The organism is Streptomyces pactum (genome assembly GCF_016031615.1).
In the GTDB taxonomy this organism is placed as follows: domain Bacteria; phylum Actinomycetota; class Actinomycetes; order Streptomycetales; family Streptomycetaceae; genus Streptomyces; species Streptomyces pactus.
Map to the genome: position 1 here is coordinate 3,566,407 of NZ_JACYXC010000001.1, position 14,940 is coordinate 3,581,346.

Below are 14,940 nucleotides of genomic sequence, written 5' to 3' on the forward strand. Positions count from 1 at the left end.
CGCGGGGTCCGCCCCACGGGGGTGGGCGGGCGTTCCCCCGGCCGCCCGCCCCCTTCGTACCGGTCCGTGGCGGAACGCGCCGTACGGCCGTGACGGCCGTCACCGGCGGTACCCCGGCAGGAGGCGGAGCCGTACCGTCCGCCTGGTTACTCAGCTCACTTGGGTAGCGGAACCCAGGTCCGGCCCGCCGCCTCCGCCTAGCCTCCCGATCATGAGTTCCGCAGAGCAGACCGCCGGCCCGCCCGGCGAGCCGGGGACCCCGCAGAAGCCGGGAGGCACCACGTCACTGGTGGTCGGCGCGGCCGCCGTGACGATGCTCGGCTTCCCGTCGCTGCCGGAGTCGGTCCCGCCGTGGTTCCGCTTCCTCCCCCTGTACTTCATCGTTCCCGCCGGGATCTGCGCCATGGTGCTGGGCGCCGTCGCTCTGCGGGACCTGCGCACGCCACCGGCCACCGGGCGCTCCGGCCGGCGCCGGGCCCGGGCCGGCCTGGTACTCGGCGCGGTCGCCGTCGTCATTCCGCTGGCCGTGATCGTCCGGGCGTACTGGCAACTGGGGCAGGCCTCCGGCTGAACCACCCGCCGAGTGCCCGGGCCGGCGCCGCCACCCTGCGCTCCCGGTTCCGCCCGGCCCGGGGCGGGGCGGCGCCGCACCCGCGCGGGTGTCCCGGTCGGCCGGCCCCGCCCGTTGCCGGGAAACGGCCCGCCGGGCTACTCACGTCCGGTTGAGTAGCCGCGCCCAAGCGGAGCGTTCCGCCCCCCGGCTGGCTTCCGGACCATGAACGCAGCACAGCAGATCGCCGAGCCGCTGGACGGAACGACGGCCCCGCCGAAGACGAGAGGCACCACGTCACTGGTGATGGGCGTCCTCGCCGTCGTCCTGTTCCTCTGCCCGTGGTTACCGGAAACCGTCTCCCACTGGATCCGCTTCCTGCCCGTCTACTTCGTCGTGCCCACCGCGATCGGCGCCGTCGTCTCCGGCGCCTTCGCCCTGCGGCGTATGCGCGGTGACGAGGGAGCGGACCACCGGCGTGCCCGGGCCGGGCTGACGCTCGGGACGGTGGTCCTCGTCGCATCGCTGGCCGTACTCCTCTGGGCGTACTGGGCGCTGAATCAGGCGTACTCCTGACACCCGGGTGCCAGGACTCCGGCACGGCCAACGGCCTTCCCCCGCCCGGGGCGTGACAACCGGTACGGGCAGACGTCGTGGCGCCGTCCCGGCCGGGAAGGCGCCAGGCCGGGGCGGCGGGGTTCGTACGGGGGTGCGGTTCGCGCGCGGAGTGAGATTCGTGCGCGGAGTGAGGTTCGTGCGCGGCGGGGTTCGCGCTCGGGCGGCGGTCGTCGGCAGCGGGTCGGCGCCCGGCTCCCCTCCTTCGCGTCGGTCAGGACGCCTTGAGCAGGGCCCCCTCACGCCACTTGAGGATCTTGTCGAAGCTGACCACCGCGCCGGAGCACCCGGAGCGGTTGCGGTAGCGGACGTGGTCGGTGAGCGCCTCGATCAGGAAGAGGCCGCGACCGTGCTCGGCGTGGACCGGGGCGGGGGGACACCGGCGGGGCGGGGACGCGCGGGGCGGGGCGGGTACTCGGACCTCCAGCTCGGCCGGGGGCCCGGCCGGTTCCGGGAGGCGGGACGACAGGCCGGCCGGGCCGGGATCGCCGTCGGCTGCCGGGGCGTCGAGGAAACCGGGGCCGGAGTCGGTGACCTCGATCCGGCAGGTGTCGCCGTCGATGTACGCCGTCACCCGGTAATGCCGGCCGGCCTCGTCGGCACCGCCGTGTTCCACCGCGTTGGCACATGCCTCGGTCAGGGCGAGCGAGAGGTCGTGGGAGATCTCCGGATCGACACCGGCCGCCTCCATGGTGCCCAGGAGCAGCCGCCGGGCCAGGGGCACACTCGCGGCCTCACGGCGCAGATGGAGAGACCACCAGATGCTCATGCTCCAGCCTCCCGACCGCGGCTCGACCTATCGATACCTATTGCCGGGGTATGGGCCCCGTAAGCGTGTGCAGATTGTGACTCCACTCATTCAGCGGCAGCGCGCCGCCCGGCTCCCGGTGTATGAGGCCCCGCCAAGGCCGTTCGGGTGCAATCCGCGTATATACCGCGCCCTTTCCACTCCCGGCGCACCCCGGCGCACGCCTCTGATTCCGTGCGCCGGGTGGTCGTTCGGGGCACCGGGGACCCGGGCGTCGCCCGGTGGCGGTCGGCGCCGGTTCGGTCCCGGTGGTGGTCGGCGCCGGGCCGGTCGCGGTGGCGCACCCGCCCGCGGTCACCGACGGGGACGGGGGTCACCGACGGCGGTGTCGTGAGCCGGCCCGGGTGACCGTTCCAGGGGTCTCCCCCCGAGTCACAGCGGGCACGGAAGCACGCCGGTGGTCCCGGCGGCCGGGGCGGCTTCGGCCCACCCACCGGGTCGCCCCGGCGGACCCAGGCCGCCCCCGGGTCGCCCCGGCGGGTCCCGGCCGGGACGTCGCCCGGAGCACCGGCCGGGCGTGCGGTCGGGGGCGGGGTTGGGGCGCCCACGCCGGGCGCCAGGCGCCGGGCGTCAGACGGGAGAGGGGCATCACGGTTGCCGGGCGGCCGGTCACCGGTGGCCCGGCGGTGCGACCGGTGTCCCGTCCGGGCGGGCCGACCGGTACCCGCCCGGGCGGGCTGATCGCGGGTGCGCGGACGCGGTGATCGCGGGGGCCCGGGCGCGGTGATCGCGGGTGCCCGGGCGGGCTGATCGCGGGTGCGCGGACGCGGTGATCGCGGACGCGCGGGCGCGTGGGCGGGCGGACCCTGGCGTCCGGCCGGGCCCCGTCCGGTGCGATGATGGCGCAGCCATGTCTGTCCTTCCGCCGCCCGGCCGCCGCACCGCGGGGAGCACCGTGCCCCCGGGGCCGGTCCTGCGTGCGGGTACGGATCTCCGGCTGCTGCGGGCCGCCCTGTTCACCACGGTGTGTGTGCTGCTCTCGGCCGCCGGACACGGTCTGGCCTCCTGCGCCCCGGTGCCGCTGTGGACGCTGGGCGCCGGCGGGGTGGCGGTCTTCGTGGTCGTCATGGCCTCGGCCGGACGGGAGCGCTCGCTGCCCGCGATCGCCGCGGGGCTGGCGCTGGGACAGCTAGGGCTGCACGCCCTGTTCAGCCTGGGCCAGCACGGCACGGCCACCACCGGGCGGATCGTCGCCGGGGCGGACGGCCGGGTGGTCGCGCTCGCCGAGAAGATGGTCTGCAACTCGGGCCCCGGCGGACTGAGCTACCCCGAGGCGCTGCGGATCGTACGGACCGCCGGCATCGACCCGGCCACCAACCCCGCCCTCGTCGCGCACGGCGGCACCGGCGGGGCGGCCGGCGGCGCCATGGACGGGCCGGCCTGGTTCGGGCGGGCCCTCGCCACCCCGCACTCCTCCTGGCCGGGCTCGCTGCTGCCGTCGCCCGCGATGCTCCTCGCCCATCTGTTCGCCGCCCTGGTCGCCGGCTGGCTGCTGCGGCGCGGTGAGGCCGCGCTCTGGCGGCTGGTACGGCTCTCCCTGGAGGGCGTGTGCGTACGGCCGCTGCGGGCGGCGCTGCGCCTGGTCCGCCTGCTGTACGCGGGACTGACGACCCGGACGGCGACCGCCCCCGGGCCGGTACGGCGACGTGACGCACCGGACGGGCCCGCGCCCGGTGCGCTGGTGCTCCAGCACAGTGTGATCCGGCGGGGTCCGCCGCGGTACGCCCTGGCGGCCTGACCGGCACGGCATCCACCGCCGTCCCGCCCCCCTCCCTCCCCTCTCCACTCCTGCCCCGCCACCCGCCGTTCCCCGCCGCCCGCACCGCGTGCGACGGTCCGGGCGAGCGCCGTCGGCGCCCCCGCGCGCCCCGGCGTACGTCCGTCGGGACGACGTACCCGGCGGTGGCGGAACCGGACGCGACGTACCGCTCCGGGCCCGGCACGGCGCGGCGCCACCGCGCGCGGCGCGCGCCACCAGGGCCGCGAGCGGCTCGGTACGCGGACCACGGCCGGCGGGGGTGAGCGGAGCACCGGGGCGGGGGCGTACGGAGCCGGGCGACGGGAGGGCCGTCGGCCGCGGCCGATGCCGGGCGGCGCCGCCCGCCGGAAGGCCGCCGCCATCCGCCGCGCGCACCCGCATCCCGGTGCGCCGCCCCCGTACGCCACATCCGTCACGTCCCACTCAGGAGTCATGCCGTGAACGCCATGCGTCTGCGCCGTCTCGCCGTCGTCGGCACCCTCGCCGCCGGTACCGTCGCCCTGTTCGCCACCCCCGCCCTCGCCCACGTCGGCGTGCAGCCCGGACAGGCCGAGAAGGGCGGCTACAGCGTCGTCACCTTCAAGGTGCCCAACGAACGGGACGACGCCTCGACGGTCAAGCTGGAGGTCACCGTCCCCACCGACCACCCGCTCGCCTCGGTGATGCCGCAGCCGGTCCCGGGATGGGACGTGAAGGTGACCAGGACCAAGCTCGACACCCCCCTCGAAGTCCACGGCAAGAAGATCAACGAAGCCGTCAGCAAGGTCACCTGGACCGCCGACGGCAAGGGCATCGAGCCGGGCACCTTCCAGCAGTTCCCGGTCTCCATGGGACAGCTGCCCGAGGACGCCGACCAGCTCGTCTTCAAGGCGCTCCAGACGTACGACAACAAGGAGGTCGTGCGCTGGATCGAGGAGCCGAAGGAAGGCGCGCCGGAGCCGGAGAGCCCGGCCCCGGTGCTGAAGCTGGTGGAGCCCGCCGAGGGGTCCGACCACCACGGTTCGGACGCCGCGAAGGGCGAGGACGCCGGCCGGGACAAGGACGACGACGCCGGGAAGGCCGAGGAGTCCGCCGACGGCGGGGACGAGGACGGCACCGACACCACCGCCCGGGTGCTGGGGATCGCCGGCATCGTGATCGGCGCCGCCGGCACCGCGTTCGGCGCGCTCGCGCTGCGCCGCCGCTCCGCCTGACCGGACCGCCCGCCGGGGCCCGCACCCCGACAGGGGACCCGGCCCTGTCGGGGGACCCTGCCCTGTCGGGGACCCCCGACAGGAGCCCACCCCGGCAGGGGCCCGGGCCCGGCAGGGGTCCCGGTCCCGGCGGGCCGCCCGTACGAGGTCCGGGGCGGTCCCGGCGACGGGGAGGGCGTACGCGCCGGCTCACGGCCCGCACGCCCTCCCCGCCCGGGGCGGCCCGCGCCCCTCACGCTCATCTATTCCGGAGAAAGACCACATGCGCATCAAGATCCTGGCGGCCCTGACCGCCACGGCCGCCGCCCTCACCCTCACCGCCTGCGGCGGCGACGGCGGGGACAAGGGTGCCGGCAAGGACGGCGGCGACTCCGTCGCCGAGGTGTCCGGCACCACCAAGCGGAAGTCGGCCATCGTCCTCGACACCCCCAGGTCCAAGCCCGACCTGGTGCTGAAGGACACCGAGGGCAAGGAGTACGACCTGCTGGAGCGGACCAAGGGCCGCCCGACGCTGGTCTACTTCGGCTACACCTACTGCCCCGACGTCTGCTCCCTGGTGATGAGCAACATCGCCATCGCGGAGGCCAAGCTGTCACCGGCCGAGCGGGAGAAGCTCCAGGTGATCTTCGTGACCACCGACCCGGCCCGGGACACCCCCAAGCGGATGCGCGCCTGGCTCGACGGCCAGGGCGGCAAGGACTTCGTCGGCCTGACCGGTGACTTCGACACCATCCAGGCCGCCGCCCGTCCGCTGGGCATCTTCGTGGAGAAGCCCAAGAAGGAGAAGGACGGCAGCATCACCGTGCAGCACGGCGCCGAGGTGGTCGCCTTCTCCCCGAAGGACGACCGGGGGCGCTGGATTTACACCACGGAGACCACCTCCGAGACCTACGCCAAGGACCTTCCCAAGATCGTCAAGGGCGTGAACCCGTGACCCGGGCGGCAGCGGCGCGGCGCACGGCACGGTCGGCCGCACGGCGTACGGCACGGGTGGTGGCCGGTGGCCGCCCGGCGCACACCGCAACCGCTCCGCGCCCCGCACCCGCTCCGCGCCCCGGGCGTGGAGCCCGGGGCTCGCGGTGGTACGCGGCCGCGGCGGTCTCCGTCACCACCTCCCTCGGGCTGGTCCTCACCGCCTGCGCCGGCGAGGACGGCGGCACCGCGGACGACGGCGGGGGCAAGGCGGCCGGCGGGCGGCCCGAGCTGGCGGTCAGCGGCGCCTACATGCCGCAGCCGGCCATGCCCGACATGGCCGCCGGTTTCCTGACCGTACGGAACGAGGGCGGCGCGTCCGACCGGCTGACCGCGGTGACCACCCCGCTCTCCCCCGACGTGACCCTGCACACCACCGAGGGCACCGCCATGCGCCGGGTCGCCGAGCTGGAGGTACCGGCCGAGGGCGAGCTGCGGCTGGCCAGCGGCGGCAGCCACCTGATGCTCGGGAAGCTCGCCCACCGGCCGAAGGTGGGGGAGACGGTGCGGTTCACCCTCCACTTCGCCACCTCCGGGCCGATCTCGGTCGATGTGCCGGTGAAGCCGACGACCTACCGCCCCGCGGACTGAGGACCGACACCCGATGACCTCCCGCCCGTTCCCCCCGCCGCCCGCTCCCCCGGCACGCCCCGGCCCCGGCGGACGCCCCAGGGTCCGCCGCCGTTCCCGCGGCCCGTACCGTCGCCGGGACGGCCACCGGTCCGGCAGACCCCGCCGCCACCGGTCCCGCGGGCCGTGACGTCACCGGGGCGGCCGCCGGTCCCGCGGCCCGTGCTGCCGCGACCGGTGCCGCAGCACCCTTTGACGCAGCGACCTTTGACGCAGCGACCTGCGCCGTCGCGGGCCGCGCCGCCGTGGCCGGTGCCGCCGCGGGCCCGGCCCGCCCGGTCGTGCGGCGGGCGACCGGCCGGCGACCGGTCGCCGGCCGGCAGGTCGTCCGGCGCCCGCTCGTCCGACGGCTGCCGGCCCTGGTCGGCGCGCTGCTCCTGGCCCTGCTCGGCGTGCTCGGGCCCGGCGCCGGCGCGGCCTCCGCCCATGCGGCGCTGACCTCGACCGACCCGGCCGAGGGCAGCGTGCTGCCGACCGCCCCGGAGCGGGTGACCCTCACCTTCTCCGAGGGCGTGCTGCTCTCCGACGACTCGATCCGGGTGCTCGACCCGCGGGGCAAGCGGGTGGACGCCGGCGAGCCCGGCCATGTGGACGGCAGGTCGTCCACGGCCACCGTGGCGCTGCACACCGGGCTGCCGGACGGCACCTTCACGGTGGCCTGGAAGGCGGTGTCGGAGGACAGCCACCCGGTGGGCGGCGCCTTCACGTTCTCCATCGGCGCGCCGTCGAAGACCACCGTGTCGGTGCCGGCGACCGCCGAGCCGGACGGCACGGTGGAGCTGCTGTACGACGGCGCCCGGTACGCCGCCTACGCGGGCTTCGTGCTGCTGGTCGGCGGGGCGCTCTTCGCCGGGCTGTGCCGGTCCTCCCGGCCGGTGGAACGGGTGGCGGCCGGCGGCTGGGCGACGCTGTTCACGGCGACCCTGCTGCTGTTGCTGCTGCGCGGGCCGTACGCCGCCGGGGACGGCATCGGGGCGGCGTTCGACCTGGGCGTGCTGGACGAGGTGCTCTCCACCAAGCCCGGCGCGGCCCTGCTCTCCCGGCTGCTGCTGCTCGGCGCGGCGGCGGTGTTCCTCGCCGTGCTCTTCGGCTCGTACACCCGGCGGGCGGCCGCCACCGACGGCGGTACCGCCGGGGACGGAGGTACCGCCGGCGACGGAGGTACCGCCCGCGTCGGCGGTACGACCGGGAGCGGAGGTACGGCCCGCGACGGCGGTACGGCGCCCGACGACGCCACGGCCGACGCCTCCACCGACGGTGACGGTACGGCCGACGGTACCGCCGGTGATGGATCGGCGGGTGACGGTTCGGCCGGCGAGGGTACGGCCGGGACGGACCCGGCCCGCGCGGGATCCGGCCGGCCGGCGGCGGGGCAGCCCGGTTCCGGGCGGCGTCCGGAACCAACGGCCGATCCCCAGGCGCGGCGCGACCTGGCCTTCGGACTGGCCATCGGCGGCGCGGTGGTGGCGGCCGGGCTCGGCGCCACCTGGGCGATGGCCGAGCACGCCTCCGTCGGCATCCAGCCCTGGCTGGCCATGCCCCTCGACGTCGCGCACCTGCTCGCCGTGGCGGTCTGGCTGGGCGGGCTGGTGGCCCTGCTGGTGACCCTGCGGGCGGGTGAACCGATCACCGCCGGCCAGGTCCGGCGCTTCTCCCGGGCGGCGTTCGGCTCCGTGCTGGTCCTGACCGGTACCGGCCTCTACCAGTCCTGGCGGCAGGTGGGCAGCTGGGAGGCGCTGACGGACACCGAGTACGGGCGGTGGCTGCTGGTGAAGGTGGCCCTGGTCGCCGTCCTCGTGGGCGTCGCCGCCGGCTCCCGCCGCTGGACCGCCCGCCTCGCCGATCCGGCTCCGGCCCCCGGTCGGGACCCGGAACCGCGGGCCGCGACGGAACCGGCGACGGCCACCGGACCGGCCCCGGCGGGACCCGCCCCGGCCGGACCGGCGGCGGCGGTCCCGGTGGCGGCGCTCCGCACCGGCGGGGAGCGGCCGGACCCGGGTGCGGACCCCGATGACGGCCCGGCCGGCCCGGGCGGCGCCCCTGACACCGCCACGACCACGGCCTCCGGCGCCGGCACGAGCCCCGAGCCCGACGCGGACCCGGACCCGAACCCGGACGGGGGTCCGGGCACCGGCGCGGAGGAGTCCGCCGACCCGGTGCGTGCCGCCCAGTTGGCGCGGCAGCGCGCCGCGATGCGCCGGACCGCCTCCCGGCGCCGCCGGGACAGCGACCCGCACCGCGCCGCGCTGCACCGCTCGGTCCTGGTCGAGACGGCCGTGGCGGTGGTGCTGCTGGCGGTCACCACGGTGCTCACCGGCACCCAGCCGGGGCGGGCGGAGACCGAACAGGCCGCGGCCCGGGGCGGCGCTCCGGTCGCCGGCCCGGTCACCGTGAAGATCCCGTACGACACCGGGAGCAAGAGCGGCCGGGGGACCGCCGAGATCACCCTCGACCCGGCCCGCAAGGGCGACAACGAGGTGCACGTCTTCCTCACCGACGCGGCCGGCCGGCCGGTGGACGTGGCGGAGCTGAAGGTGTCGCTCACCGAGCCGAAGCAGAAGATCGGCCCCCTCCCGGTGGCGCTGAAGCGCCTCTCGACCGGGCACTGGAGCACGACCGGACAGCAGGTGCCGATACCCGGCACGTGGCAGCTGTCCATGACCGTGCGGACCTCCGACATCGACCAGGTGACCGAGACCGAGACCGTGAAGGTCGGCCCATGACCCAGCAGAAGAACCGGCGCACCCCGCGGCAGAACGGGCAGCCCCGGGCGGAGGGCGCCCGCGACGGCGCCCGGAACACCGGGACGACACCGCCCGCACAGCCCTCCCGGGACGCCGCCGGGAAGAAGGCCCGCCCGGCGGAGGCCCGGAAGCAGGACGCCCCGAAGCCGGTCGCCGCGGCGGCCGGCCGGACCCCGGACGACCACCGGACGGACGACCGCCGGAGTGACGGCCGCCGGACGGACAGCCGGACCGATCCCCGCGCCGGCCGCCGGGCGGGCGACCCCGGCCCGGACCCCGCGCCGCCGTCGCTGACCCGCCGCCGGCTGCTCGGCACCGCGGGCGCCGCCGGTGCCGCCGGGCTGGTCGTGGGCGGTGCGGCGGGCGCGGTGGGCGCCGAGGTGGTGCGCGAGGACGCGCCGACGCCGCTCAGCAGTGTCGGCGCCACCTCGGTGGACTTCCGTGGTGACCGGCACCAGCCGGGCATCACCACGCCGATGCAGGCCCGCGGCCACCTGCTCGCCTTCGACCTGGCCCCGGGCGTGGACCGCAGGGCCGTCATCGCCCTGCTGCGCCGCTGGTCTGCGACGGCGGAGCGGCTGATGGCGGGTGAGCCGCAGTCCGGTGGCGCGGACACCGGGATCGCGCTGGACGCCGGGCCCTCCTCGCTCACCGTCACCTTCGGCTTCGGACGCTCCTTCTTCGGCCGGACCGGGCTCACCGCCCGCCTGCCCGAGGCGCTGGCACCGCTGCCGGACTTCTCGGCGGACGTGCTCGACCCCCGGCGCAGCAACGGTGATCTGTGGGTGCAGATCGGGGCGGACGACGCGCTGGTCGCGTTCCACGCGCTGCGGGCGGTCCAGCGGGACGCCGGTGACGCCGCCCGGCTGCGCTGGCAGATGAACGGGTTCAACCGCAGCCCCGGGGCCACCGCGCGGCCGATGACCACCCGCAACCTGATGGGCCAGGTCGACGGCACGAACAATCCCAAGCCGGGCGACCCGGACTTCGCCCGGCGGGTGTTCGTCCCCGCCGACGGGTCGCCGGGGTGGATGGCGGGCGGCTCGTACGCGGTGGTCCGGCGCATCCGGATGTTGCTGGACTCCTGGGACAACCTGTCGCTGGAGCGGCAGGAGAAGGTGATCGGCCGCCGCAAGTCCGACGGGGCACCGCTGTCCGGCGGGACGGAGACCACACCGGTGGACCTGGCGAAGCTGACGCCGGAGGGCTCGCTGGCCATCGCGGGGGACGCCCACGTACGGGTCGCGGCGCCGGAGTCCAACCAGGGCGCGGCGATGCTGCGGCGTCCCTTCTCGTACCACGACGGATTCCTGGACGACGGGGCACCGGACGCGGGGCTGCTCTTCATCGCCTGGCAGGCGGACCCGATGAAGGGCTTCGTTCCGGTGCAGCGGAAGCTGGACCGGGGCGACGGGCTGTCGCGGTTCCTGCGGCACGAGGCGAGCGGGCTCTTCGCGGTACCGCCGGCCCCGGAACCGGGCTCCTACGTGGGCCGCGCCCTGCTGGAGGGCTGACCCGGCCGGGAGCTCGCCCCCGCCCGGGCCCGGCCCGGGGAACGGCCCCGGAGCCGCTCCGTGCCGGGGCCCCGGCCCCGTGGCCGTATCCCGCCCGAAGCCCCGGCCCGCCCCCCGGGTCCGGCTGCGGGCCGTTCCCCCGAGAGCCCCGGCCTCGCGGCCGGGGCGGCCAACGGGACCGGAACGGCGCACCCGCCGGAGGGCCGTCCACCGCCCCCCGCCACCACCGCCCCTCCCACCACCGGCAGCGGCGCCCGGCGCCGAGCCGGCGCGAAGCCCGGGGCCGGGCCCGAGGGCACGGACCCCGGGGCCCGGCCCGGGGGCGCGTGCCCGGTCCGCCCGCGTGCCCACCCGCCCGGCCGCACTGCTCACGCCCCCCTCCGCACCCCTCACGCCGCTCGTCGCACCGCTCACGCGCCCCTCGCGCCGGAGCACGCCCGAGCGCGCCGGACACCGCGCCCTCCGGGCTCCGGCGGTTACGTCCACCGGGCCCGTCCTACGGTCCGGACGGCGCCACGGGGGCCGCCCTGCGTGGGTATCGTGGGAGCCTCCTCCGATCGCAGCGCAGGGAGAGCCTCACCGTGATGTCGGTCAGCCGCTACACCTACCTCGGTCCCGAAGGCACCTTCACCGAAGCCGCGCTGCGGACGCTGCCCGAGGCGGCCACCCGCGAACTGGTGCCGATGGTCTCCGTACCGGCCGCGCTGGACGCCGTGCGCTCGGGGTCGGCCGCCGCCGCCCTGGTCCCGATCGAGAACTCGGTGGAGGGCGGGGTCACCGCCACCCTCGACGAACTCGCCACCGGCGAACCGCTGATGATCTACCGCGAGGTCCTGCTGCCGATCGCGTTCGCCCTGCTGGTCCGCCCCGGCACCGCGCTGGCCGACGTGAAGACCGTGACCGGACACCCGGTGGCCCAGCCGCAGGTGCGCAACTGGCTCGCGGCGCACCTCCCGGACGCCCAGTGGGAGTCCGCGGCGTCCAACGCGGACGGTGCCCGGCTGGTCCAGGAGGGCCGTTACGACGCGGCGTTCGCCGGGGAGTTCGCGGCGGCCCGGTACGGGCTGGAGCCCCTGGTCTCGGAGATCCACGACGCGGAGAACGCGGTCACGCGGTTCGTGCTGGTGGGCCGGCCGGCCCGGCCCGCGGCGTGGACCGGCGCCGACAAGACCTCGGTGGTGATCTGGCTCGGCGACGACCATCCCGGTGCGCTGCTGGAACTGCTCCAGGAGTACGCGGCGCGCGGCGTGAACATGATGAGGATCGAGTCCCGGCCGACCGGTCAGGGGATGGGCCGCTACTGCTTCTCGGTGGACTGCGAGGGTCACATCAACGACCGGCGGGTGGCGTCGGTGCTGATGGGACTCAAGCGGATCTGCCCCAAGGTCCGCTTCCTGGGCTCGTACCCGCGGGCGGGGGTGGACCCGTCGATGGTCGGGCCGCTGCGTCCCGGCACCTCCGACGACGAGTTCGTGGCGGCGGCGGAGTGGGTGGCACGCTGCCAGGACGGCCGGGCCGCCTGACCTCGCGGGCCCCGGACCCCGCCGGACCCCGCCGCTCTCCGCCCGCACCGGCCCCGGACGCCACCGGTCTCCGCCCGCACCGGCCCCGGACGTCACCGGTCTCCGTCCGCACCGGCCCCCGGTCGCGCTCCGGTCCGCACCGGCTCCCGCCCCCTTCCCGTCGTCCGTCCTTCCTGCCTTCCCTTCGCCATCCCTTCTCCGTCCTCCTCCGCCCCACATCCCTCCTCGCCGTCCTCTCCGCCCTGCTCGATGCCTCCTGCCCGGTTCCGCCGCCGCGACGGCAGGCCGGAGCCACCCAGCCCGGCGGGCGTTATCCCCAGGACGGTGAAGTTATCCACAGGCATCCGGGCGACGCTGGGGACAAGTCGACAGATCCACCCTGCGGAGCGGCTCTCCTCACCCAGTGCATCCATCGGTCAGCCTGGTGTGTCCACAGCCTCGCCCGCCGCCACCGACCCTGGGAACCACCCGAATTCCGGTGTTCACCCCTTTCGGGTCACGGAAAATTAATCGCCCCCACCCCAAAGAGCGAGTGCGTGAGGTTTGACCCAGGAATCCGCCGGTCATGCCCAACAATGCGGAATGATCGATTCCGAAATCCACAGAACTCACACACAGCCTGTGGATAACCGACCGGAAACCCACAGCCCCTGTGGACAAGCGTCATCCGCGAACCCGGTCCGCCACTCTCAACTCGTCGCTTTCGCAAGGGAGTACGGCACGGCGGGTCAGCGCGACAAGCACCCTATGCCCCTTTTCGGGGATGCCGGAAAATTTCCTTGACCGGACCATCTGGGCACAATTCCGGCACTTTCCCGCCCCTGGGACAGCCCCCCTCGCCGTCCCACGCCCTGCCGCCCCTTCCCGCACCCGCACTCCCTCTCCCCTGGCCCCCGGCCCGCGGCCCCCGCCCGTGGCCGGTCCCGGAGCGGCGGCGACCGTGCCTCCTCCCGGCCGGGGAACCCGTGGCCGCGCCCCGGCCGCGAGGGGCGACGGGGCGGCCCGCCCGCATATCGGTCGTGGCGCCGGAGCCCGCGCCGGTAATCTGGGGTCGTGATTGACCTGCGCCTGCTCCGCGAGGACCCTGACCGTGTGCGCGCCTCCCAGCGTGCCCGTGGAGAGGACGTCGGCATCGTCGACGAGCTCCTCTCCGCCGACGAGCGGCGCAGGGCATCCGGCGTCCGCTTCGACGAACTGCGCGCCGAGCAGAAGTCGCTCGGCAAGCTCATCCCCAAGGCCGCCGGGGAGGAGAAGGCCGAGCTGCTGAAGAAGGCGGGCGAGCTGTCCGCCGCCGTCAAGGCCGCCGACGCCGACCGGGACCGGGCCGAGGCGGAGGCCCAGGCGCTGCTGCGCCGGCTGGGCAACCTCGTCCACCCCGACGTGCCGGTGGGCGGTGAGGACGACTTCGCCGTCCTGGAGACGCACGGCACCATCCGCGACTTCGAGGCCGAGGGCTTCACGCCCAAGGACCACCTGGAGCTGGGTCAGGCGCTGGGCGCCATCGACGTGGAGCGGGGCGCCAAGGTGTCCGGCTCGCGCTTCTACTACCTGACCGGGGTCGGCGCCCTGCTGGAGCTGGCGCTGGTCAACGCGGCCATCGCGCAGGCCACCGCGGCCGGGTTCACGCCGATGCTGACCCCCGCGCTGGTCCGCCCGCAGGCCATGGAGGGCACCGGCTTCCTCGGCCAGGCCTCGGAGGACGTCTACCACCTGGAGAAGGACGACCGTTACCTGGTCGGCACCTCCGAGGTCCCGCTCGCCGCGTACCACATGGACGAGATCATCGACGCGGACGAACTCCCGCTGCGGTACGCCGGGTTCTCCACCTGCTTCCGCCGCGAGGCGGGCTCGTACGGCAAGGACACCCGCGGCATCTTCCGGGTCCACCAGTTCGACAAGGTCGAGATGTTCTCCTTCGTCGCGCCGGAGGACGCCGAGGCCGAGCACCGGCGGCTGCTGGAGTGGGAGAAGCAGTGGCTGACCGGCCTGGAGCTGCCGTTCCAGGTGATCGACGTGGCCACCGGCGACCTGGGCGCCTCGGCCTCGCGGAAGTTCGACTGTGAGGCGTGGATCCCCACCCAGGGCAAGTACCGCGAGCTGACCTCGACCTCCAACTGCGACGAGTTCCAGGCCCGCCGCCTCGCGGTGCGGATGCGCGAGGCCGCGGACGGCGGCAAGCAGCAGGTCCGTCCGCTGGCCACGCTCAACGGCACGCTCTGCGCGGTGCCGCGGACCATCGTGGCGATCCTGGAGAACCACCAGCAGGCCGACGGTTCGGTCCGCGTGCCGGAGGTCCTCCGCCCGTACCTGGGCGGCCGGGAGCTGCTGGAACCCGTCGCCCGGTGAGCACCGCCGCCGACAGCGGCCCGGAGGCCGGCCCCGCCGGCTCCGGGCCCTACGACGCGGGGCCCGGTACCGCCCCGGTGAGCACCGCGGCCAGCGAAGGGTCCGTGGCGCAGGCGTCCGCCGTGCGGCCGCCTGCGGCGGCCGGGCCCTCGACGGAGGTCCCGCCGGCGGACCAACCGCCGGCGGCGGAGCACGGCGCGGCCGGCCCGGCAGCGGCGACGACCGCGCCCCGCCCCACCCCCGGAGCGGTCACCGCCGACCCGGCTCCCGCGGTGTCACCCGCGAC

11 protein-coding genes are annotated in these 14,940 nt (G+C 75.9%); 10 read left to right on the forward strand and 1 reads right to left on the reverse strand.

The genetic code is table 11. The features are described from left to right. The first annotated feature begins 211 nt into the window (after nt 1–211). Entirely contained in the window at nt 212–571 is a 360-nt protein-coding gene (locus IHE55_RS14130) for a hypothetical protein (protein WP_197989349.1), read from the forward strand. Nucleotides 572–775: 204 nt separating this feature from the next. Further along, nucleotides 776–1,126 carry a hypothetical protein gene (locus tag IHE55_RS14135; protein ID WP_232265560.1) on the forward strand — a complete coding sequence of 117 codons (351 nt, stop codon included), beginning with the start codon at nt 776–778 and terminating at the stop codon, nt 1,124–1,126. Between the two features lie 253 nt (nt 1,127–1,379). Here the strand turns inward: IHE55_RS14135 and IHE55_RS14140 are convergent, their stop codons facing one another. Further along, nucleotides 1,380–1,934: an ATP-binding protein gene (locus tag IHE55_RS14140; RefSeq protein ID WP_197989350.1), complete on the reverse strand. Its 555-nt coding sequence runs from the start codon at nt 1,932–1,934 to the stop codon at nt 1,380–1,382. An 889-nt stretch (nt 1,935–2,823) separates the two neighbouring features. Between IHE55_RS14140 and IHE55_RS14145 the strand changes: the two genes are divergently transcribed. The 8 genes from IHE55_RS14145 (at nt 2,824) to serS (ending at nt 14,654) form a co-directional block, all read left to right on the forward strand. Then, a complete protein-coding gene (locus IHE55_RS14145) occupies nt 2,824–3,711 on the forward strand; it encodes a hypothetical protein (RefSeq protein ID WP_197989351.1) in 888 nt (295 codons plus the stop codon). A 467-nt stretch (nt 3,712–4,178) separates the two neighbouring features. After that, the gene (locus tag IHE55_RS14150) at nt 4,179–4,925 is read left to right on the forward strand and encodes a YcnI family copper-binding membrane protein (RefSeq protein ID WP_197991999.1); all 747 of its coding nucleotides are present in this window, start codon (nt 4,179–4,181) and stop codon (nt 4,923–4,925) included. A 262-nt stretch (nt 4,926–5,187) separates the two neighbouring features. Next, complete coding sequence (locus IHE55_RS14155) at nt 5,188–5,859, forward strand: SCO family protein (RefSeq protein WP_197989352.1); 672 nt, start codon at nt 5,188–5,190, stop codon at nt 5,857–5,859. A gap of 59 nt (nt 5,860–5,918) precedes the next feature. Then, nucleotides 5,919–6,488, forward strand: coding sequence for a copper chaperone PCu(A)C (locus IHE55_RS14160; RefSeq protein ID WP_197989353.1), 570 nt, complete (start codon nt 5,919–5,921; stop codon nt 6,486–6,488). A gap of 320 nt (nt 6,489–6,808) precedes the next feature. Continuing rightward, nucleotides 6,809–9,250, forward strand: coding sequence for a copper resistance CopC/CopD family protein (locus IHE55_RS14165; RefSeq protein ID WP_197989354.1), 2,442 nt, complete (start codon nt 6,809–6,811; stop codon nt 9,248–9,250). Continuing rightward, on the forward strand, nt 9,247–10,785 hold the full coding sequence (gene efeB, locus IHE55_RS14170; protein WP_197989355.1) for an iron uptake transporter deferrochelatase/peroxidase subunit: 1,539 nt from the start codon (nt 9,247–9,249) through the stop codon (nt 10,783–10,785). The genes IHE55_RS14165 and efeB overlap by 4 nt, the downstream gene beginning before the upstream one ends. Nucleotides 10,786–11,369: 584 nt before the next feature. Then, entirely contained in the window at nt 11,370–12,308 is a 939-nt protein-coding gene (gene pheA, locus IHE55_RS14175) for a prephenate dehydratase (RefSeq protein WP_197992000.1), read from the forward strand. A 1,053-nt stretch (nt 12,309–13,361) separates the two neighbouring features. Then, nucleotides 13,362–14,654, forward strand: a complete 1,293-nt coding sequence (gene serS / locus IHE55_RS14180; protein WP_197989356.1) for a serine--tRNA ligase — start codon at nt 13,362–13,364, stop codon at nt 14,652–14,654. Nucleotides 14,655–14,940: the final 286 nt, after the last annotated feature.

What these genes read in the sequence shown, in the direction of transcription:
- IHE55_RS14130 (WP_197989349.1), top strand. Translation starts at nt 212, where the DNA reads ATGAGTTCCGCAGAGCAGACCGCCGGCCCGCCCGGCGAGCCGGGGACC.
- IHE55_RS14135 (WP_232265560.1), top strand. Translation starts at nt 776, where the DNA reads ATGAACGCAGCACAGCAGATCGCCGAGCCGCTGGACGGAACGACGGCC.
- IHE55_RS14140 (WP_197989350.1), bottom strand. Translation starts at nt 1,934, where the DNA reads ATGAGCATCTGGTGGTCTCTCCATCTGCGCCGTGAGGCCGCGAGTGTG.
- IHE55_RS14145 (WP_197989351.1), top strand. Translation starts at nt 2,824, where the DNA reads ATGTCTGTCCTTCCGCCGCCCGGCCGCCGCACCGCGGGGAGCACCGTG.
- IHE55_RS14150 (WP_197991999.1), top strand. Translation starts at nt 4,179, where the DNA reads ATGCGTCTGCGCCGTCTCGCCGTCGTCGGCACCCTCGCCGCCGGTACC.
- IHE55_RS14155 (WP_197989352.1), top strand. Translation starts at nt 5,188, where the DNA reads ATGCGCATCAAGATCCTGGCGGCCCTGACCGCCACGGCCGCCGCCCTC.
- efeB (WP_197989355.1), top strand. Translation starts at nt 9,247, where the DNA reads ATGACCCAGCAGAAGAACCGGCGCACCCCGCGGCAGAACGGGCAGCCC.
- pheA (WP_197992000.1), top strand. Translation starts at nt 11,370, where the DNA reads ATGTCGGTCAGCCGCTACACCTACCTCGGTCCCGAAGGCACCTTCACC.